This is a genomic window from Azospirillum endophyticum, from assembly GCF_016595245.1.
GTDB classification, from domain to species: domain Bacteria; phylum Pseudomonadota; class Alphaproteobacteria; order Azospirillales; family Azospirillaceae; genus Azospirillum; species Azospirillum endophyticum.
Genome location: NZ_JAENHM010000091.1, coordinates 66185 through 87401 on the forward strand (window position 1 = coordinate 66185; position 21217 = coordinate 87401).

General features: G+C 68.2%; 11 protein-coding genes. 9 read left to right on the forward strand and 2 right to left on the reverse strand.

The genetic code is table 11. The features are described 5' to 3' along the window. The first annotated feature begins 407 nt into the window (after nt 1–407). The 6 genes from nifJ (at nt 408) to JHL17_RS35910 (ending at nt 10026) form a co-directional block, all read left to right on the forward strand. On the forward strand, nt 408–3950 hold the full coding sequence (nifJ, locus tag JHL17_RS35885) for a pyruvate:ferredoxin (flavodoxin) oxidoreductase (protein ID WP_200199476.1): 3543 nt from the start codon (nt 408–410) through the stop codon (nt 3948–3950). Nucleotides 3951–4164: 214 nt separating this feature from the next. After that, nucleotides 4165–5685: a tagaturonate reductase gene (locus JHL17_RS35890; RefSeq protein ID WP_200199448.1), complete on the forward strand. Its 1521-nt coding sequence runs from the start codon at nt 4165–4167 to the stop codon at nt 5683–5685. 67 nt (nt 5686–5752) lie between these two features. Then, complete coding sequence (locus JHL17_RS35895) at nt 5753–6049, forward strand: hypothetical protein (RefSeq protein ID WP_200199449.1); 297 nt, start codon at nt 5753–5755, stop codon at nt 6047–6049. A gap of 34 nt (nt 6050–6083) precedes the next feature. Further along, nucleotides 6084–7148 (forward strand): LacI family DNA-binding transcriptional regulator, encoded by a 1065-nt coding sequence (locus JHL17_RS35900; protein ID WP_200199450.1) that lies wholly within the window; start codon nt 6084–6086, stop codon nt 7146–7148. Between the two features lie 169 nt (nt 7149–7317). Next, entirely contained in the window at nt 7318–8370 is a 1053-nt protein-coding gene (locus JHL17_RS35905) for a serine hydrolase domain-containing protein (RefSeq protein ID WP_247894070.1), read from the forward strand. A gap of 132 nt (nt 8371–8502) precedes the next feature. Continuing rightward, a complete protein-coding gene (locus JHL17_RS35910; RefSeq protein ID WP_247894071.1) occupies nt 8503–10026 on the forward strand; it encodes an FAD-binding oxidoreductase in 1524 nt (507 codons plus the stop codon). Between the two features lie 125 nt (nt 10027–10151). On the opposite strand, the gene JHL17_RS35915 is transcribed toward JHL17_RS35910, so the two are convergent. Continuing rightward, on the reverse strand, nt 10152–11045 hold the full coding sequence (locus JHL17_RS35915) for a LysR family transcriptional regulator (RefSeq protein WP_200199452.1): 894 nt from the start codon (nt 11043–11045) through the stop codon (nt 10152–10154). Between the two features lie 136 nt (nt 11046–11181). Here JHL17_RS35915 and JHL17_RS35920 point away from each other — a divergent pair, with 136 nt between their 5' ends. Continuing rightward, nucleotides 11182–12774: an MFS transporter gene (locus tag JHL17_RS35920; RefSeq protein WP_200199453.1), complete on the forward strand. Its 1593-nt coding sequence runs from the start codon at nt 11182–11184 to the stop codon at nt 12772–12774. Between the two features lie 300 nt (nt 12775–13074). On the opposite strand, the gene JHL17_RS35925 is transcribed toward JHL17_RS35920, so the two are convergent. Continuing rightward, nucleotides 13075–15120 (reverse strand): NAD(+) synthase, encoded by a 2046-nt coding sequence (locus JHL17_RS35925; RefSeq protein ID WP_200199454.1) that lies wholly within the window; start codon nt 15118–15120, stop codon nt 13075–13077. A 466-nt stretch (nt 15121–15586) separates the two neighbouring features. Here JHL17_RS35925 and JHL17_RS35930 point away from each other — a divergent pair, with 466 nt between their 5' ends. Next, the gene (locus JHL17_RS35930) at nt 15587–18532 is read left to right on the forward strand and encodes a chemotaxis protein CheB (protein WP_200199455.1); all 2946 of its coding nucleotides are present in this window, start codon (nt 15587–15589) and stop codon (nt 18530–18532) included. Beyond that, a complete protein-coding gene (locus JHL17_RS35935; protein ID WP_200199456.1) occupies nt 18529–21165 on the forward strand; it encodes a PAS domain-containing hybrid sensor histidine kinase/response regulator in 2637 nt (878 codons plus the stop codon). Before JHL17_RS35930 ends, JHL17_RS35935 begins: the two co-directional genes overlap by 4 nt. The last annotated feature ends 52 nt before the right edge of the window (nt 21166–21217 follow it).

A 21217-nucleotide genomic window follows, 5' to 3' on the forward strand; every position in this document is an offset into this window, starting at 1 on the left:
CCGCCGCGGCTTCGGTGAACGGATTCCCGCCACGGGCCGCCGTCACCGTCCCGGCTGCTCCCGGACGGCGTTTTATGCTGCGGTGCGACAAATTGGGGTCTTCCTTGCAAAAGTAATATATCAGACCTTTGTGCGGCGCAGGACGACGTCACCCGGAAATTCCGCATCGGACTGACACGAGTCAATGTATCCGGCCCGCTTCGGACGGAGCATTTCTCCCGGCCGACTGCCGTTTCCTGCCGCTTTTCACACCGGCTTTTCAAAGACCCGCCGGCCCCCGTCATCGAAGACGCCCCACGGAGACGACCGTCGCCACCAGAGAGGATATTTCCGGCATGACCCAGAGCCCGCCCCCCATCGCCCCCACCCGCAGCCCCGCCGCCCGGCCCGTCCCCTCCGCCCGCATCATGGACGGCAACGAAGCGGCGGCATCGGTGGCCTACCGCGCCAGCGACGTCATCGCGATCTATCCGATCACGCCGTCCTCCCCGATGGGGGAATTCGCCGACGAATGGTCGGCGGCGCGTCGCGTCAACCTGTGGGGCGGCGTTCCCCAGGTGGTGGAGATGCAGTCGGAAGGCGGTGCGGCCGGCGCGGTCCACGGCGCGTTGCAGGCCGGTGCGCTGGCGACGACCTTCACCGCGTCGCAGGGTCTGCTGCTGATGATCCCCAACATGTACAAGATCGCCGGAGAGCTGACGCCCTTCTGCATGCATGTGGCGGCGCGCACGCTGGCGACCCACGCGCTGTCGATCTTCGGCGACCATTCCGACGTGATGGCCTGCCGCCAGACCGGCTTCGCCATGCTGGCCTCGGCCAACGTGCAGGAGGCGCACGACATGGCGCTGGTCGCCCATGCCGCCACCCTGCGGGCGCGCGTGCCCTTCCTGCATTTCTTCGACGGCTTCCGCACCTCGCATGAGTTCAACTGCGTCGAGACGCTGGCGGATGACGATCTCCGCGCCCTGATCGACGATTCCTGCGTCGACGCCCACCGCCGCCGCGGCCTGAACCCGGACCATCCCGTCATCCGCGGCACGGCGCAGAATCCCGACGTCTTCTTCCAGGCCCGCGAAGCGGCCAATCCCTATTACGATTCCTGCCCGGCCGTCGTGCAGGACATGATGGACCGGCTGGCCGCCCGCACCGGCCGCGCCTATCGCCTGTTCGACTATCACGGCCATCCGCAGGCGGAGCGGGTGATCGTCGTCATGGGATCGGGTGCCGAGACCTGCAACGGGGCGGTGGACCGGCTGGTCGAGGAGGGCGAGCGGGTGGGCTGCCTCACCGTCCGCCTGTTCCGTCCCTTCGCCATCGCCGACTTCGTTTCGGCCCTGCCGCGGACGGTCCGGCGGATCGCCGTGCTCGACCGCACCAAGGAGCCGGGGGCGGTCGCCGATCCGCTCCACCTCGACGTGGTCGCCGCTTTGGCGGAAGCCCGCGCCGCCGACGCCTCCGCGGTCGACCCCATGGTGATCGGGGGGCGCTACGGCCTGTCGTCGAAGGAATTCACCCCGGCCATGGCGAAGGCGGTGTTCGACGAACTGCGCCGCGACCGGCCGAAGCGCCGCTTCACCGTCGGCATCACCGACGACGTCACCCACCGGTCGATTCCCTGGGATGCCGGCTGGGGCGTCGAGGAGCCCGGCGTGTCGCGCGCGGTCTTCTTCGGGCTGGGCGCCGACGGCACGGTGGGCGCCAACAAGAACTCGATCAAGATCATCCAGTCCCGCAGCGCCAAATCCCAGGGCGGCGGCCACGCCCAGGCCTATTTCGTCTATGACAGCCGCAAGTCCGGCTCGACCACCGTGTCGCACCTGCGCTTCGCCAAGGCGCCGATCCGCGCGCCCTACCTGATCGGGCAGGCCCAGTTCGTCGCCTGCCACCATCTGCCGCTGATCGAACGGGTGGAGGTGGTGGAGATGGCCGCCCCCGGCGCCACCGTGCTGCTGAACGCCCCCGGCACGCCACGACAGGTGTGGGACGCCCTGCCGGCCGAGGTGCAGCGCGTCTGCATCGAGCGCAAGCTCTCGCTGCACGCCATCGATGCCGGTGCGGTCGCGCGCGAGGTCGGGCTCGGCCGCCGCGTCAACACCATCATGCAGACCTGCTTCTTCGCTCTCGCCGATGTGATTCCGCTCGATGAGGCCATCGCCGACATCAAGGCGGCCATCGTGAAGACCTACGCCCGCCGGGGCGAGGAGGTGGTGAAGCGCAACATCGCCGCCGTCGACCGGGCGCTGGCCCATCTGCACGGCGTTCCGGTGCCGGACCATGTCACCGCCGACCACGATCGCCCGTCTCCGGTGCCGGAGACCGCTCCCGATTTCGTCAAGCGCGTCACCGCCATGATGATCGCCGGGCATGGCGACCGGCTGCCGGTTTCCGCCTTCCCGGTCGACGGCACATGGCCGACCGGCACCTCCAAGTACGAACGCCGCAGCATCGCGGCGGAGGCGCCGGGCTGGAACGCCGACCTCTGCATCGAATGCAACAAGTGCGTGCTGGTCTGCCCGCACGCCGCCATCCGCGCCACCGTGGTGCCGGACTCGGCGCTGGCCGGCGCCCCCGCCGGTTTCGAGACCATCCCCTACAAGGGCCGCGAGTTCCCCGGCGGACGCTACCGCCTGCAGGCCTCGCCGGCCGACTGCACCGGCTGCACCCTGTGCGTCGCCGTCTGCCCGGTGCAGGAGAAGACCAATGGGGAGAGGACCGGCCGCAAGGCGCTGGAAATGCGCCCGATCGCGGCGCTGGCGGGCCAGCAGGAAGCCTTCGACTTCTTCCGCAGCCTGCCGGCCATCCCGCGCGAGGCGGTGCCGGCCACCGTCAAGCACACCCAGCTTCTGGAGCCGCTGTTCGAGTTCTCCGGCGCCTGCGCCGGCTGCGGCGAGACGCCCTACATCAAGATGCTGACCCAGCTGTTCGGCGACCGCATGGTGATGGCGAACGCCACCGGCTGCTCGTCGATCTTCGGCGGCAACCTGCCGACCACGCCCTACACTACCGATGCCGGCGGCCATGGCCCGGCCTGGGCCAATTCGCTGTTCGAGGACAACGCCGAGTTCGGCCTCGGGCTGCGCGTCGCCATCGACCAGATGAGCGAACAGGCCCGCGACCTCGTGGCGCAGCTGTCGGCGCATCTCGAACCCGGTCTGGTGGCGGAACTGCTGGAGGCCGTCCAATCGGACGCCGCCGGCATCGCCGCCCAGCGCGGCCGTGCCGCCGCGCTGATGGAACGGCTCGCGGGGTTGAAGGACCCGCAAGCCCGCCGGCTGGAGCAGCTCGCCGGCTATCTGGTCCGCAAGAGCGTCTGGATCGTCGGCGGCGACGGCTGGGCCTACGACATCGGCTATGGCGGGCTCGACCATGCGCTGGCCTCGGGCCGGGACGTCAACATCCTGGTGATGGACACCGAGGTCTATTCCAACACCGGCGGCCAGCAGTCTAAGGCGACGCCGACCGGCGCCTCGGCCAAGTTCGCCACCGCCGGCCGCTCGGCGGCCAAGAAGGATCTGGGGCTGATGGCGATGGCCTACGACCATGTCTATGTCGCCCGCACCGCCTTCGGCGCCCGCGACAGCCACACGCTGAATGCGCTGATGGAGGCGGAGTCCTACCGCGGCCCGTCGCTGGTGCTGGCCTACAGCCACTGCGTCGCCCATGGCTACGAGCTGTCGCACGGGCTGGAGCACCAGAAGCTGGCGGTGGACAGCGGCCACTGGTCGCTCTACCGCCGCGACCCGCGCCGGTTGGCCGAAGGCGGGACGGCGCTGCAACTGGACAGCGGCGCCCCGTCGGCCGGCCTTGCCGCCTTCATGGCCGGCGAGTCCCGCTTCAGCGCCGTGGAACGCGGCAACCCCGAGCGCTACCAAGCCCTGCTCGGTGAGGCGGAGGCGGAGATCCGCCGCAAGCGCCACCTGTTCGAGCATATGGCGGGGTTCAAGGAGTAGGGAGAGGTCGGGCCGCAGCTGTCCCCTCCTGGACAAGCACTTGCTCCCTCCTCCGCCCGGCGGGGGAGGGGGCTGACGCCGCTCCCCCGACCACAATGCCGCACCCTTTTCCCCTTGCTCCAACGATTAATATATTAGTATATTTAAGCCATCGTCCGTTCCCGGTCCCTCCGATCCGGACCCAGCCTTTCCGCTCCTGTAAGGATGCCCAGTCATGCATTCCCTGACCCGTGACCAGCTTGCCGGCGGCGCGTTCGACGTCGCCCGCACCGATGGTGCGCCGATCCTGCCCGTGACCATCCTCCAGGTCGGCGACGGCAATTTCCTGCGCGGCTTCGTCGACTGGATGGTCGACGTCGCCAACGGCCAGGGGCTGACCAAGGCCGGCGTCGCCATCGCCCAGCCGCTGGACCAGGGCATCGCGTCGCTGCTGGCGGCGCAGGACAACCTCTACACCGTCCTGCTGCGCGGCATCGAGAACGGGCGCGAGGTCGAATCCCGCCGCGTCGTCTCCTGCGTCTCGGAAGCGCTGAACCCCTATGCCGATTGGGCGCGGATGGTCGAGCTGGCCACGTCGCCGGCGTTGCGCTTCTTCGTCTCCAACACCACCGAGGCCGGCATCGCCGACCGCGAAGAGCCCTACACTCCCGGCACCTGCCCGGACAGCTTCCCGGCCAAGGTCGCGGCCCTGCTGCATGCCCGCTACACGACGCTGGGCGGCAGCGCCGACAGCGGCCTCGTCTTCCTGCCCTGCGAGCTGATCGAGGCGAACGGCGCCAACCTGAAGCGCATCGTCCTGGCCCATGCCAGGCGCTGGGGGCTGGAGGCCGGCTTCGCCGACTGGATCGAGACGCACAACCACTTCCTCAACACGCTGGTCGACCGCATCGTCCCCGGCTATCCCCGGGACGAAGCCGAAGCGCTGTCCGCCAAGTGGGGATACCAGGACAAGCTGGCCGTCGCCGCCGAGCCCTTCCATGTCTGGGTGATCGAAGGCCCGGCCCATCTGGCGGAGGAGCTGCCGCTGCACAAGGCCGGGCTGAACGTGGTCTGGACCGACGACCTGCAGCCCTACCGCACCCGCAAGGTCCGTATCCTGAACGGCGCCCACACCGCCAGCGCGCTGGCCGCCTATTGCGCCGGGCTGGACACCGTCAAGTCGATGATGGACGACGCGACCGTCTCCGCCTACCTGAACCGGGTGATGTTCGAGGAGATCGTCCCCTACGTGCCGCTGCCGGAGGCCGAGCGCCAGGATTACGCCCGGACCATCATGGAGCGCTTCGGCAACCCCTATATCCGGCACGAGCTGATCTCGATCACGCTGAACTCGGTGTCGAAGTGGCAGGTGCGCGTCCTGCCCAGCCTGAAGGATGCGGTGGTCCGCAACGGCTCGGCTCCGGCCGGCCTGTCCTTCTCGTTGGCGGCGCTGCTGCGCTTCTACCGCGGCCGGCTTGCCGACGGCGCCTATGCCGGGCAGCGCGAGGCCGGGTCCTACCCGATCAGCGACAATGCCGACGTGATCGCCGCGATGAGCGCCGCCTGGACCGCCCATGCCGGCGATCCCAAGGCCCTGGTGGCGGCGGTGCTGTCCGACGCCCGCCTGTGGAAGGAGGACCTGACCGCCATCTCCGGCCTCGCCGAGCGGGTGGCCGGCAGCCTGGCCGCCATCGAGGCGAAGGGCATGAAGGCGGCCCTAGCGGATCTCGTCGGGGCGGATCTGGTCGCCGGCTGATCCGGCCTGCCGCAACTCAAGGAAGCGGGGCGCATCCATCGGGACGCGCCCCGAAGGCATGACATCGATGACACCCCTTCTCAGCCGGCGCATCGCCGAACTGGAACTTGACGCGGCCGTGCTGCGCCATCGCCTGCTGCATGTCCCGCTCGCGTTGCAAGAGGATTGCGGTTTGCGGGCAAGCCATAGGATCATCGGCCGCGAGGCACTGAGCCTGTTCCGGGCCGTAAGGCGGGAAACGCGTGACAGCGAAGACGACTGCGATCGGGCGCTCGGCCGGATCGAGGCCGCCTATCAGCTGGTTCACGACGCGATCCTGGCCCTGTCCGGACTGGCCTTGGGCGACCCGCCGACGCGGCACTGAGTGGCCGCATCCTGATGCGTGAGGAAGATCGACGATGCAGGTGACCGAAACCAGGAAGCGGACGCGCCGCGGCACCCAGCGGGTGACGATGACCGACGTGGCGACCGCCGCCGACGTGTCGCCCAGCACCGTCTCGCTCTATCTCCGCCGGCCGGAGTCGGTGTCGCGCCACCTCGCCGAACGCATCGCGCGGGTCATCGACGAGATGGGCTATGTGCCCAATCTGGTGGCCGGCAGCCTGGCCGCCGCGCGCAGCCGCACCGTCGGCGTCATCCTGCCGTCCATCTTGAACTCCTTCTTCGCCGAGACCTACAACACGCTCCAGGGCATGTTCCAGGCGGCGCATTACCAGACCCTGCTCGGCGTCAGCGAGTTCAGCCCGGAGGAGGAGGAAAGCCTGATCCGCGCCTTCCTCGCCTGGTCGCCGGCGGCGATGGTGGTGACCGGCTTCCACCACACCGACCGCACCCGCGCCATGCTGGCCTCCTGCGGCGTGCCGGTGGTGGAGATGTGGGACATGCCCGGCCATCCGGGCGAGGCGGTCGGCATCAGCGTCGGCTTCTCGCATTTCGAGGTCGGCCGCATGCAGACCAGCCACCTCTACGACCAGGGCAGCCGCAAGGTCGCCTATATCGGCGCCGCCGCCCACCAGGATCTGCGCGTGCGCAGCCGCACCGACGGCTACGATGCGGAGGTGCTGCGCCGCGGCCTGCACGAGCCGATCGACTTCACCGTCCCCGATGCCGCCACCACCGAGGTCGGCCGCTGGCTGATCGACGAAATCCTGACCCGCCATCCCGACATCGACGGGGTGGTCTGCTCCAACGACGCGCTGGCGCTCGGCGTCCTGTTCGAGGTGACCCGCCGCGACCTGAAGGTGCCCGACGATCTGGCGGTGGTGGGATTCGGCGATCTGCCCTTCAGCAGCTCCTGCCCGCCGCCGCTGACGACCGTCCGCCCGCCCCAGCGCGAGATCGGCCGGCTCAGCGCCACCCAGATCCTGGCGGCCCTGGACGGCGTCCGCGTCACGCAGAAGCACCACAACCTGGACTGCGAACTGGTGATCCGCGGCAGCACCCGGCCGGTGGCGAAGCGGTAGATTCCCCAGCTTGTCGTTTCCCGATTGCCAGTCCTACCCTCGGTTCCGGTTATGGCTTTCGGCGTAATCCCGCCGGGCCGCTCACTGGATGGGGGCAGATGGCATGCAGGCGCAAGGACGGTCCGGATCCAGCGGTTTTCAGCGTCTTATCGGGCGCTTGCCCCGGCTGATGCCGGGTCTGGCCCTGCTGCTGACCCTTGCGGTTCCATGGTCCGATGCCGGAGCCGCCAGACCCGACCGCCTGCAACGCCTGCTCGACCGCTTCCTCGCCGAGGAGGAACTGGATGGCGGCATCCTGCTGGTGTCGGGCCCCGAGGGACGGCGGGTGGTGGTTTCCGGGATCGCCGACCGCAGGGAAAAGCGGCCGGTGACGGAGGACACGCGCTTCTACGTCGCTTCCGTCGGCAAGATGGCGACCGCCGCCGCCGTGCTGCAACAGGTGGAGGAAGGGGCGCTCTCTCTCGACCGGCCGGCGCGGGACCTGGCTCCGGACCTGTCGCTGGGCAAGATCGCCAATGCCGACCGGGCGCGTCTGGTCCATCTGCTCGACCACAGCTCGGGCATCCCCGATTACCTCACCGACGCCTATCAGGAAGAGGAGGCGGCCAAGCCGGAGCGGCTGCCGCGCAACGGCGCCCTGCTCGCCTATGCGGCGGGGGAGAAGGCCACCGGTCCGGTCGGGGGGCACTACGCGTATTCCAACAGCAACTATGTCCTGCTCGGCCACATCGCCTCGCTGCGTGACGGCATCCCCTTCGCGCAGGTGCTGCGGAACCGGGTGCTGGAGCGGGCCGGGATGGGGTCGACCAGCGTGGGTGCCGACCCGCGCGACCGCAGCCTCGCCCATGGCTATACCGAGGACGGGGACGTCAGCCGCCGCTCCTGGGCGGCGACCACCGGCGACGGGCCGCTGGTCACCACCGCCGGCGATCTGGAGCGCTTCGTCTTCGCCCTGTTCCGGGATGACCGGCTGCTGAAGGCGGCGACCGTCCGGCGCATGCTGACCCCCTCGGAGAACGAGGAAGGGCAGGGGCTGGGGGTCGCGCTGTGGAAGGACCGCTGGGGCCGCGGCGTCGGCCATGACGGGCGCTATGACGGGTTCGAGGCCGATGTCCGCTATTACCCCGGCCGCCGCACCGTGCTGGTCTTCCTGACGAACGGCAACCAGCAGAGCGACGATGCCTTGCTGGATGCCGTGGCGGAGGAGGTGTTCGGCCCCTGAGCAACGTCATGTGCCCAATGACGAAAGATATCATCGCTCAGCAGCTCTGAGCGTGTCCTGTTGACGAAATTTGTTATCAAAAAGATACTATATTTCATAAAAAACAATTTTTGACTCAGGATGGACAGGCTCATGGCGCTCGGACTGCACTCATCCCGCCGCAATTTTCTCGTCGGGGCCGGCCGTTTCGCCGGGGCGGCGGCCGCGGTCCGGCTGCTGCCGGGCTCAGCCTTCGCGGCGGAGACGGGCGGGGCGCTCTGCCCGCCGCCGTCGGCCTGGTCCGATCTGGCGAAGGTGGTGAAGGGCGGCGTGCTGCGGCCGGAGGATCCCTTCTTCGCCGACGTCTGCCGCCCCAACAACCTGCGCTATGGCGCCACCCTGCCGGCCGGCATCGCCCGCTGCTCGCGGCCTGAGGACGTCCAGGCCTGCCTCAAATGGGTGACGGAGCAGGCGATGCCCTTCGCCGTGCGGTCCGGCGGCCACAACTACGCCGGCTTCTCCACCACGCCCGGCCTGCTGGTCGACATGACGCTGATGGCGGGGGCGGAGCCGGTGAAAGGCTCCGACAGGCTGGTCAGGGTGCTGGGCGGCACGCTCAACTCTTCCGTCTACAAGCAGATGGAGCGGCTGGGCCGCACCATCACCCATGGGCGCTGCGATTCGGTCGGCGCCGCCGGCTTCCTGCTCGGCGGCGGCATCGGCTTCAACATGCGCAAGTTCGGCATGGCGTCGGATCTGCTGCAGGCGACGGAGCTGGTGACGGCCGACGGCAGTCACGTCAAGGCCGATGCCGGTACCGAGTCCGCCCTCTATTGGGCCTGCCGCGGCGGAGCCGGCGGGAATTTCGGCATCAACACCTCCTTCACCCTGGAAACCCGCCCGGCGGAGCCGGTGACGGTCTTCAATCTGGTCTGGACCAAGGATCTGCCGAAGGTCCTGAAACTGCTGCTGACCGAACTGGCGGCAGCGCCCGACGAATTCGGCAGCAAGATCAACGTCACCATTCCCGGCTGGCAGGAACGCTGCGCCGGCGTGCCGCTCAAGCTGTCGATCCTCGGCCAGCTGCACAAATCCAATATGACGCTGAAGGAGATCTTCAAATCCACCTGGGAACTGGTCGACAAGGACCAGTCGCAGGTGAAGGAGAATGTGCCCTACTGGACCGGGCAGGATTTCCTCACCGAGACGACCTTCCCCTATTATTATCAGGAAAAGTCCAGTTTCATGAAGGCGGCGGACATCGGCGACGAGGCCGTCGCCGCGATGTTCGACTGGGCGGCGCGGATGCCCGCCACCTCGATGCCGGTCGCCTTCAAGTTCTTCCAGGTCGGCGGTGCCATCGACAAGGTCGGCCCGACCGAGACCGCCTATGTCCACCGCGGCTACGACTGGCTGTTCTCGGTCGAGGCCAACTGGTGGCGGCCGACGGATTCCGCCCTGCTGATCGAACGGGCGCTGGAGTGGCAGCAGCGCTTCTACGACGACGTCAACCGCCGGACCAGGGCGGCCGGCGCCTTCCAGAATTTCCCCGACCCGTCGCTGGCCGATTGGCAGCGGGCCTATTACGGCGAGAACCTCGCCCGGCTGGCCGAGGTGAAGACGGCGGTCGACCCGGCCATGCTCTTCACCTTCGCGCAGGCCATCCGCCCGGCCTGATCTTTCACCCGGCGCGACAAGCTCCCCATCGCCAGGACAATGGCAAGGATCGGCCTTATACCAGCGGCTTTCGATCCTGACCTGCCTGGATCAAAAACTTCGGCGGCATGGATACCGNCCGGTTTTCAGTCGGAGCGGAAAAGCGTTTCCGCCGTGTGGTCGATGAACGCACGCAAGCGAGGCGACACGAGGCGGTTGGACGGCCATAGAATACTGAACTGCCCCTGATCGACCAGATGGGCGTCGAGAACAGTGCGCAGCAAGCCGGATTCCACATCGGCTCTCGCCAGGAAATCCGGCATGTAGGCAATTCCCAAACCGGCAACCGCCGCTCCCCGCAAAGCCTCCATGTTGTTGCAAGTCAGTGGCGATGGACGACGGAAGGCATCGACCCCGTCCGCGTCCCCAAGTTGCCATGCCTGGAGCTTGCCCGAGGTCGGGAAGCGGAACCGCAGGCAGTCGTGCTTTTGCAAGTCGCGGGGAAACTGCGGAATGCCCTTCCGCTCCAGATAGGATGGAGATGCGCACAGGACGAAGCGGAACGTCCCGAGACGGCGCGACATCAGGCTTGAATCACTCAGCGGACCGCTGCGGATCACCGCATCCAAGCCTTCTTCCACAACGTCGACGAGGCGATCGTTGAAGTCGATGTCCAATTCAATATCGGGGTAACGGCGACGAAACTCGGGAATGACCGGCAGGAGAAAATGATAACCGATCGTCGGCACGCCCACGCGCAGCCTGCCGCGCGGGTGGCGTGTCGCCGTCGACAACATCGTCTCGGCGTCGCGAAGATCATCGAGAATACGACGGCATCGCTCATAGAATGCCGCGCCCTCTTCCGTCAGCGCAACACGCCTTGTCGTGCGGTGAAACAGCCGGGTACCGGCGCTTTCTTCAAGCTTCGCGATGCTTTTGCCGACAGCGGAGGCGGATACCCCAAGCGCGCGGCCAGCAGCCACAAAGCTCAGATGCTCCGCTGCCTGCACGAAAGCGATGATGCCGCTCAAACTTTCCATGTCTCCAGTTTAAAGAATTTATTTCCGCAATCAATGGACCTCCAAGCTGTTTATCGCGATTCCGTTCCGCGATAGCTCTGCTTGGCGGCCGGATCGCTGTCTGCGTCGCAATCCCCCCAGCGACGGAGAACCGTACATGTCAGCGGCATCGTCTGAAACTCCGACCGGCAAGATGCCGATCCTGTTGGCGGTCTGCTTGGCCGCGCTGGTTTTGCCTCTCAGTTTTTCCGGCGGGGCTGTTGCGACGCCGGCGATCGGCGGTGATCTCGGTGGCGGCCCGACCGCACTGAATTGGATCACCAACGCGTTCATGCTCACATTCGGCAGTTCGCTCATGGCCGCAGGTGCCTTGGCCGACCAGTTCGGTCGCAAGCGTCTTTTCATGATCGGCATCATCGCATTCGCAATTCTCTCGCTTGCGCTGAGCGTGGCCCCATCGATCCTCGTCCTGGATATTCTCCGTGCCGGGCAAGGCTTCGCGGCTGCGGCGGCGCTCGCGGGCGGAACGGCTGCACTCGCACAGGAGTTCGAGGGCCGGGCGCGGACGAGAGCCTTCAGCCTGCTTGGCACGACGTTCGGCGTCGGGCTGGCCTTCGGCCCCCTTCTGGCCGGCGTCCTGATCGCGGCCTTCGACTGGCGGGCGATATTCCTGTCGGGGACGATCATCGGCCTGCTCTCGCTGCTCCTGACCGCCAGGAGGATGCGGGAAAGCCGGGACCCCGATGCGACCGGCCTCGACCATGCCGGCGCGCTCACCTTCACGGCGATGCTGGGCCTCTTCACCTACGGCGTGATCGAAGCGCCGGAGATCGGCTGGAGCCATCCGGTCGTGGTGGCGGCGCTGCTGGGCGCGGCCACGATGCTCGTCGCATTCGTCCTCGTCGAAACGCGATCGGAGAGGCCGATGCTCGACCTGTCGCTATTTCGCTACCCCCGCTTTGTCGGCGTGCAGGTTCTGCCGGTCGCCACCTGCTATTGCTACGTCGTCCTTCTCGTCCTGCTGCCGCTGCGCTTCATCGGGGTGGCCGGGCTCGGCGAGGTCGATGCCGGCCTGCTGCTCGTCGCCCTGTCCGCCCCGATGCTGGCCATGCCTCTCGTGGCGTCGTCCCTCGTCCGCTGGTTGCCCGCGGGCGTTCTTTCCGGTGCCGGCCTGTCGGCGGCGGCAATCGGGCTGTTCTGGCTCGGCCGCGCCGATCCCGCATCGAGCGGCATTGACGTGATCCTGCCAATGCTGCTCATCGGCATCGGCACCGGCCTGCCATGGGGGCTCATGGACGGGCTTTCCGTCAGCGTCGTTCCCAAGGAACGCGCCGGCATGGCGACCGGGATCTTCAGCACGACACGCGTGGCAGGAGAAGGTGTCGCACTGGCAATCGTCAACGCCGTTCTCGCAGCGCTTGCGAAAGCCCGGTTGGCTGCCGTGCCCCCGCGGCACGGATGGGATGTGTCGCAGGCTGCTCAAAGGCTCGCAATGGGCGATGTCCGGGGAGCATCGGCACTCCTGCCCGGCCTCACGGAATCGGAAATCCATGAGAGCTATGCGGTTGCCTTTCGGCATCTGAGCATCGTGCTCATCGCCATCACCGTCGTCTCGGCACTTGTCATCCTCGTCCTGCTCGGCCGTCGCGATCCGCAGGCGGAAGATGCCGATGAGAATGGTTTCTCGGGCCGCGGCCCGGCGAGGAGTTCCGAAATCCAGACTGCGATCGGTTCAGACGGAATCGTGTGAAGCGTGAATCGCACGGAAAATCAGAAGGACAAGGTCTATCGAGTGCTTCAATAAGCAACTGATAGACTCCAGAGTCCTGTGTTTCGAGCCGGAGACCTTGAACTCTGCCACCTTCAGGAACGACCGATCGGGCGCCGTCTGCGTCGCCGCCAACCTCGCATACCGGGGATGAGTCCGGGTCCTGCAGCGTCGCGCGTTCCACATCGGACGCACGACGCTGCAACCCGTCCGGCCATATTGCGGGGTGATGATTGAGAAAACCGTCGGCCAACAAGGCTGACGGCTGGCCGCCCGGTCTCGCTACTCCACCGGAACCTCGCGCTCCAGTTCCTCCAGCCAGATGCGGGCGTTGCCGTCCGACGGCGCGCGCCAGTCGCCGCGGGGGGAGAGGGAGCCGCCGGCCGTCACCTTCGGGCCGTTCGGCATGGCGGAGCGCTTGAACTGGCTGAAGCCGAAGAAGCGGCGCAGGAACACGCGCAGCCAGTCGCGGATCTCGGCCGGGCTGTAGGCGCGGCGCTTCTCCAGCGGATAGCCCTCCGGCCAGTCGCCCTTGGCGGCGTCGGCCCAGGCATGGCGGGCCAGGAAGGCGATCTTCGACGGGCGGAAGCCGTAGCGCAGCACGTAGAACAGGGTGAAGTCCTGCAGATCATAGGGCCCGACCACCGATTCGGAGCTCTGCAGCGCCTTGTCGGAGCCGGCCGGCACCAGTTCCGGCGAGATCTCCGTCTTCAGGATGGCGTCGAGGGTCTCGGACACCTCCTGCTGGAACTGGCCGGTGCGGCCGACCCAGCGGATCAAATGCTGGATCAGCGTCTTCGGCACGCCGGCATTGACGTTGTAGTGGGACATCTGGTCGCCGACGCCGTAGGTGCACCAGCCCAGCGCCAGTTCCGACAGGTCGCCGGTGCCCAGAACCAGGCCGTTGTGGTGGTTGGCGAGGCGGAACAGGTAATCGGTGCGCAGCCCGGCCTGCACATTCTCGAAGGTCACGTCGTATACCGCCTCGCCGCGGGCGAAGGGATGCTCCATGTCCTTCAGCATCTGGTTGGCCGCCGGCCGGATGTCGAGTTCCTTGGCGGTCACCCCGAGCGCGGTCATCAGCTTCCAGGCATTGGACTTGGTGCCCTCGCTGGTGCCGAATCCGGGCATGGTGTAGCCGAGGATGCCCGTGCGCGGCAGGCCGAGCCGGTCCATGGCGCGGGCGGCGACGATCAGGGCGTGGGTGCTGTCCAGCCCGCCCGACACGCCGATCACCACCGTGCCGATCCCGGTGGCGCGCAGCCGCTGCACCAGCCCGGCGACCTGGATGTTGTAGGCCTCGTAGCAGTCCTGCTCCAGCCGTTCGGCGCTGGCCGGCACGAAGGGCAGGCGCGGCACCACGCGCAGCAGCCCGACATCCGCCTCCGGCGCGTCGAGCCGGAAGGCGACGGTGCGGAAACCGCCGGTGGCATCCCCGTGCAGGCGCCGGTTGTCGTCGAAGGTGCCCTGGCGCAGCCGTTCCTGGCGCAGCAGGTCGAGGTCGACGTCGGCCACCGCCATCTGGGCGCCGTCGGGGAAGCGGTCGGTCTCCGCCAGCATCTCGCCATTCTCGAAGATCGAGGTCTGGCCGTCCCAGGCGAGGTCGGTGGTGGATTCCCCCGTCCCGGCCGACGAATAGAGATAGGCCGCCAGGCAGCGCGCCGACTGCGACTTCGCCAGCAGGCGGCGGGTGTCGGACTTGCCGATGGTGATGTTGCTGGCCGACAGGTTGGCCAGCACGGTGGCGCCGGCGAGTGCGGCCATGGCGCTGGGCGGCACCGCCACCCACAAATCCTCGCAGACCTCGGCATGGACGACCAGGCCCGGCTGGTCCTCGGCGGAGAACAGCAGGTCGGGGCCGAAGGGGGCGGTCAGGTCGCCGATGCGGATCGTCCCGCCTTCGGTGCCGGCGCCGGAGGCGAACTGCCGGCGCTCGTAGAATTCGCGGTAGTTCGGCAGATGCTGCTTCGGCACCACGCCGAGCAATTCGCCGCGATGGATCGCCACCGCCGTGTTGTAGAGCCGCCCGTCATGCAGCAGCGGCGCACCGACCAGCAGCAGCGGCATCAGCCCGGCCGAAGCCTGGACGATGTCGAGGATCGCCTGTTCCACCGCGTCGATCAGCGGATCCTGCATCAGCAGATCGTCGATGGCATAACCGGACAGCGCCAGTTCGGGGAACAGCGCCACCGCAACCGACTTGTCGTGGCAGGCGCGGGCCGCCTCCAGGATGGCGGCGGCGTTGGCCGCCGGATCGGCCGGGGTGCTGCGCGTGGTGCAGGCGGCCACCCGCGCGAAGCCATGCCGATAGATCGAGGTGAAGCTCATGACCCGTTCCCGCTGCCTTGCATGCCCTTGACGCTCCAGGATGTGGCGCCCGGGAAGCAAACATAGCAGGAATTTCGCCGACGTCAGGCCCCCCCGATCCCGGCACGGCTCCCCTGGCGCCCGGGCGCCTTGGCCGTCCCGCCTTTCGATCGTCCTGCCGGAGGAAAGGGGACCGGCCGAAATACTTCGAACCCGATACATTCGTTATAAAACCAAGGTTAAATCGATAGGGGCCCGATGCAGCTCCAGTTAAAATGATGAGATCGTAGAAGGACGCCTACGAGAGCCAAGTTGACCAAACCATATGCGTTGGATATAGCGAGGGACTCGCTTGCAGTGAGAACCGGCAGGCCGACGCCAGAAGGACTCGTTTATCATCGTGCCAACGGACTTGCCGGCCACGCAGCCTGCTACAAGCAACACCGTGTCACCGGCCGCCACCCCCGACGCTGCGGATGCCGGAAGCTTGCCGACGGAAGACGGCGCCCCGCCGGAGCAGGTCTGCTGCATCGTCGGCATCGGTGCGTCGGCCGGCGGGCTGGAGGCGCTGCAGCGGTTCTTCGATGCGGTGCCGGGCGACAGCGACCTCGCCTATGTCGTGGTCCAGCACCTGTCGCCGGTGCACAAGAGCCTGATGGTCGACCTGCTCGCCAAGCATACGGCGATGGAGGTGGTGCAGGCGACCGACGGCGTGCCGGTCCAGCGCAACACCGTCTATCTGCTGCCGCCGGGCAAGCATCTGACCATCGAGAATGCCCGCCTGCGGCTGACCGCCAAGGATGCCGGCAGCGGGATGAGCCTGCCGATCGACATTTTCCTGACCGCGCTCGCCCGCGACCAGGGGGCTTGCGCCATCGGCCTGATCCTGTCGGGTACCGGGTCGGACGGCACGCGCGGCCTGATGGCGATCAAGTCGGCCGGCGGCTTCACCGCGGTCCAGCAGCCGGAGACGGCGCAGTTCGACGGCATGCCGCGCAGCGCGCTCGCCACCGGACAGATCGACGCCACCCTGCCGCCGGAGGAACTGCCGGCCCGGCTGATCGAGCATGCGCGCAGGGTGCTGGCCCGCGCCCGCCCCCTGCCCAGGCGGCGGCCGGCCGAGGACGGCGACGACCCGCTGGCCCAGATCATCGCGGTCATCCGCTCGGTCACCGGCGTCGATTTCTCGCATTACAAGCTGGCGACCCTGCTGCGGCGGATCGAGCGGCGGATGCAGGGCGCCGGGCTGGAGTCGATGGAGGAGTATGCCGCCCTGCTGCGGCGGAACAGCGCCGAAACGGTCAACCTCTACAAGGAGATGCTGATCGGCGTCACCCGCTTCTTCCGGGATGAGGCCGCCTTCCGCGTCCTGGCCGACCGCGTGATCCCCGGCCTGCTCGCCAACCGCAGTTCGACCGACATGATCCGCGTGTGGGTCTGCGGTTGCGCCAGCGGGGAGGAGGCCTATTCCATCGCCATCTTGTTCGCCGAGGCGCAGGAACGGATGGGCCGCCTCTTCGACGTCAAGATCTTCGCGACCGACATCGACCAGGACAGCATCGAGGTGGCGAGCCTGGGCGAATATCCGCGCGTGATCGCCGAAGACGTGTCGCAGGAACGGCTCGCCCGCTTCTTCACCGTGCGGGGCGACAGCTATGTGGTGGCCCGCGACATCCGGCGCATGGTGGTGTTCGCCGCCCACAACATCATGCGCGATCCGCCCTTCACCAAGATCGACCTGCTGAGCTGCCGCAACCTGCTGATCTACATGGACCATCCGCTGCAGCGGAAGGTCCTGAGCCTGTTCCAGTACGCGCTGCGCCAGAGCGGCTTCCTGTTCCTCGGCACCAGCGAGACGCTGGGCGACCTGCAAGCGGATTTCCACACCGTCGACAGCCGCAACAAGGTCTTCCAGAGCCTGCGCGCCGGGTCCTTCCGGCTGTCGCGGCTGCTGGTGCCGACCGTGGCGGCGCCGCTGGCCCGTCCTGGCGACGACGTCTCGTCCCCGGCGATGGAGGAGGGGGCGGCGATCGACGAGGCGATCGGCACGCTGATGAAGGCCTATGTGCCGCCCTGCCTGCTGGTCAACGAACAGATGACCATCATGCATGTGTTCGGCGACGCCTCGTCCCTGCTGAAGGTGCCGCCGGGCGAGGCGACGCTGAACGTGCTGAAGCTGCTGCCGTCCTCGATCGCCATGGTGGCGGGCACCGCGCTGAACCGCGCCTTCCGGTCGGGCGAGGAGTTCGCGCTGTCCAGCATCCCGGTCAAGGACCGCGAGGGGGTGGCGGCGCTCAGCCTGCGGGTCCAGCCCTATGTCGCGCGCAAGACCGGGCGCCGCTTTGCCCTGGTGGTGCTCGACCGCGCCAACATGCTGCCGCTGTCGGTGCCGGAGTCCGACTTCGACCTGAACGCCGATGCCGCCGAGCGCATCCGCGGGCTGGAACAGGAACTGCTGACGCGCGGCGAAAATCTGCAGGCGACCATCGAGGAGCTGGAAACCGCCAACGAGGAATTGCAGGCCACCAACGAGGAACTTCTGGCTTCCAACGAGGAATTGCAGAGCACCAACGAGGAACTGCAATCGGTCAACGAGGAGCTTTATTCGGTCAACGCCGAGTATCAGGCGAAGGTGGAGGAACTGACGGAGATCACCACCGACCTGGACAATCTGCTGCGCTCGACGGAGATCGGCACGGTTTTCCTGGACGGCGACTTCGTCATCCGCCGCTTCACGCCGGCGGCGGCCGGCTTCATCAACATCATCCCGCGCGACATCGGCCGGTCGATCACCCATCTGTCGACCAACATCGACTACCCCGACTTCCTCGACGACATCCGCAAGGTGTTCGGCGGCCACGAGGCGATGGAACGCCATGTCCGGGTGTATGACGGCCGCTGGGTGCTGACGCGCATCCTGCCCTACCTGACCGACAAGAAACAGGTCGGCGGCGTGGTGGTGACCTTCGTCGACGTGACCGCGACCAAGCAGGCGGAGGAGCGGCTGCAGAAGGTGCTGGACAGCCTGCCCGAGCATATCGCCGTCACCGACCGGCAGGGCCGGATCGTCATGGTCAATGCCGCCTGGCGCGGCTTCGCCCGGCGCAACGGCGCCCCGGCGATGGAGCGCTGCGGCATCGGCACCAACTATCTGGAGGTCTGCCTGAGCCCGGAGGCGGCGGAGAAGGACGACGTCGCCCGCGCCGTCCATGACGGGCTGCATCGCATCCTGGACGGCAAGGCCGACGACTTCACCATCGAGTATCCCTGCCATTCGCCGGACGAGCAGCGCTGGTTCCTGATGCACGCCACCCGCATGAACGACCATGACGGCGGCATCGTCGTCAGCCACATCAACATCACCAACCGCAAGCGGATGGAGTTGCGGCTGGCCCGTGACGAGGACGCGGGCGGCGACGGGGGCGCAGAATGACCGAAGACACCTCCGGCCGCCTGCGGCGCCGCGCCGAAACCATTCTCAGCGGCGGAGCTTTCGAGGTGTCGGACGTCGCCGCCACGTCGATCAAGGAACTGCTGCACGAGCTGTACGTCCATCAGGCCGAGCTGGAGATCCAGAACGAGGAGCTGCGCGGCGCCCAGCAGGCGCTGGAGGCTTCGCGGCTGCAATATCTCCAGCTTTTCCAGTCGGTCCCGCTGGCCTGCCTGGCGGTCAACGCCGCCGGCATCGTCGGCGAGGCCAACGCCGCGGCGGAGCGGCAGTTCGGCCTGCCGATGCTGCGGCTGAAGGGCCGTCCGCTCACCCTGCTGGTCGCTAGCGTGGACCATGGCCGGCTGTTCACGGCACTCGGCCGGCTGCGCGAGAGCGGGGAGTGGATCCGGCAGGAATTCCGCTACCTCGGGCCGCGGGGCACGATCATCGATGGCCTGACCGATGCCCGCAGGGTGACGCTGGACGACGGCGACCGTGGCGACGTGCTGCTGACCATCACCGATCTGACCGAACGCAATGCCTGGCTGCGGGAGGTGCAGCAGGCCCGCGACGATGCCGAACGCGTCCGCGCCGACTACCACCACATCCTGCAATCGGTCGGCGACGGCATCCTGGGGGTCGACGCCGATGGCCGTATCCGCTTCGTCAACGCCGCGGCGACGGCGATGACCGGCCATCTCGACCTCGACCTCATCGGCCGCCCGCCGTCGGACCTGCTGGCCGGCCCGGCCGCCGAGACCGAAGCCGGCCTGTCGGGAACCGGGACGGCCGACCCGGCGCCGGCGGACGGGGCGGCCCGCGCGCTGGCCCTGTCGCTGACCGACGGCCGTCCGCGCAACGTCGTCTGCGAACGGCTGCGCCGCGAGGACGGCGGCATGATGCTGGTGGAGGTCACCATCTCGCCCATGCTGGCATCCGGCAAGCGCCTCGCCCCGATGCAGGAGCGGGTCCAGGGCGCGGTCGTCGCCTTCCGCGACGTCACCGCGCGGCGGACGGCGGAGGCGGCGCTGAACCTCAGCGAACGGCGGCACCGGGTGCTGGTCCAGTCGCTGCACGACGCGCTGGCGATGACCGCCGTCGATGGCCGCAGCCTGCTGGCGAACGCCATGGCCGACCGGCTGCTGGACGGCCCGGCCCGCGCGCTGCTCGACCCCACGGCCCCTGCCTTCGACGGAGAGGGGACGGTCGACGGGCAACTGGCGCCCGCCACCGCCCCGGCGACCATCGTCCCGACCACCGCCGGCCGCCGGTTCATCGATGCCGACGGCAACCGCCTGCACGGGCTTCCGCCCGCGGCGGAGGCGGCCCGCAGCGGCAGGACGGTGGCTGAGCGCATCGTCGGCGTGGTCGAGGGGGAGGAGGCGACCGCCCCGACCCGCTGGCTGCGGGTGTCGAGCCGCCCGGTCGCCGATCCGGCCGGCCGGGTGGAGGCCGTGGTCTCCAGCGTCGCCGACATCACCGCGGTGAAGGCGCTGGAGCGCGAGCTGAACGTGGCGATGGACGCCCGCGAACGCTTCCTGGCGGCGGCGAGCCATGACCTGCGCCAGCCGGTGCAGGCGCTGCTGCTGCTGTCCGACCTGCTGATGAAGGAGACCCTTCCCGCCGGCGCCCGCCGGATGGCGGAGCAGATCCAGTCCTCGCTCGGCGGGCTGGGCGGCATGCTGGACGGGATGCTCGACATCTCCAAGCTGGAAGCCGGGCTGGTCGCACCCAATCCGGAACCGGTCGACATCGCCGCCCTGCTCGGCCGGCTGCATGGCGAATTCGCCCCGCTGGCCGAGAAGGCGGGGCAGAGCCTGCGTCTGGTGGCGCAGCCGCTGACGACGCGGACCGACCCCCGCCTGCTGGAGCGGGTGCTGCGCAACCTGCTGACCAACGCGCTGCGCTTCGCGCCCGGCGGTCGGGTGCTGCTCGGCGCGCGGCAACGCGGCGGCCGTCTGCAGATCGAGGTGTGGGACACCGGCATCGGCATCGCCGACCAGCACATCGACCGCATCTTCCAGGACTTCTTCCAGGTCGGCAACGCCGCCCGCGACCGGCGGGAAGGGCTGGGGCTGGGGCTGAGCATCGCCAAGCGGCTGGTCACCATGCTGGGCGGCATCATCGACGCGACCTCCTCGCTCGGTCGCGGCAGCCGCTTCATCGTCAGCCTGCCGCTGACCGAGACCAAGCTCGACGTGGCGCCGCAGGCCGGCGCCGGCGGATATGCCGGGGGGGACCGGCCCGGCAGCGATGCCCAGCGGCTGGTCATGCTGGTGGAGGACGACGCCGTCATCCGCATGGCGCTGGTGTTGATGCTGGAGGATTGGAACTATCGCGTGGTGGAGGCCGGCAGCGGGGCCGAGGCGGAAGAGGTTCTCACCGCCCTGATCGAGTCCGGGGAGGAGCCCGACCTGATCCTGGCCGACTACCGCCTGCCGGAAGGAACCACGGGGCTGATGGTCATGGACATGGTCCGCCGCCGCCTGTCGCGCGAGGTTCCCGGCGTGTTGCTGACCGGCGATACCTCGGCCGACCGGCTGCGCGAGGCGGCCGGCGCCCAGTGCGCGCTGCTGCACAAGCCGATCCAGCCCAGCCGCCTGCAGGACACGCTGGCGTCGGCGCTGAACGGATAAAGTGTGATCGGTTCAAGCGGACCCGCTCGACCCGCGACCCGCGTGGGCAAAC

Excerpts from the sequence above, each read along its gene's own strand:
- JHL17_RS35915 (WP_200199452.1), bottom strand. The coding sequence starts at position 11,045 with ATGGAAAGTTTGAGCGGCATCATCGCTTTCGTGCAGGCAGCGGAGCAT.
- nifJ (WP_200199476.1), top strand. The coding sequence starts at position 408 with ATGGACGGCAACGAAGCGGCGGCATCGGTGGCCTACCGCGCCAGCGAC.
- JHL17_RS35935 (WP_200199456.1), top strand. The coding sequence starts at position 18,529 with ATGACCGAAGACACCTCCGGCCGCCTGCGGCGCCGCGCCGAAACCATT.
- JHL17_RS35920 (WP_200199453.1), top strand. The coding sequence starts at position 11,182 with ATGTCAGCGGCATCGTCTGAAACTCCGACCGGCAAGATGCCGATCCTG.
- JHL17_RS35900 (WP_200199450.1), top strand. The coding sequence starts at position 6,084 with ATGCAGGTGACCGAAACCAGGAAGCGGACGCGCCGCGGCACCCAGCGG.
- JHL17_RS35925 (WP_200199454.1), bottom strand. The coding sequence starts at position 15,120 with ATGAGCTTCACCTCGATCTATCGGCATGGCTTCGCGCGGGTGGCCGCC.
- JHL17_RS35910 (WP_247894071.1), top strand. The coding sequence starts at position 8,503 with ATGGCGCTCGGACTGCACTCATCCCGCCGCAATTTTCTCGTCGGGGCC.
- JHL17_RS35905 (WP_247894070.1), top strand. The coding sequence starts at position 7,318 with ATGCCGGGTCTGGCCCTGCTGCTGACCCTTGCGGTTCCATGGTCCGAT.
- JHL17_RS35895 (WP_200199449.1), top strand. The coding sequence starts at position 5,753 with ATGACACCCCTTCTCAGCCGGCGCATCGCCGAACTGGAACTTGACGCG.
- JHL17_RS35890 (WP_200199448.1), top strand. The coding sequence starts at position 4,165 with ATGCATTCCCTGACCCGTGACCAGCTTGCCGGCGGCGCGTTCGACGTC.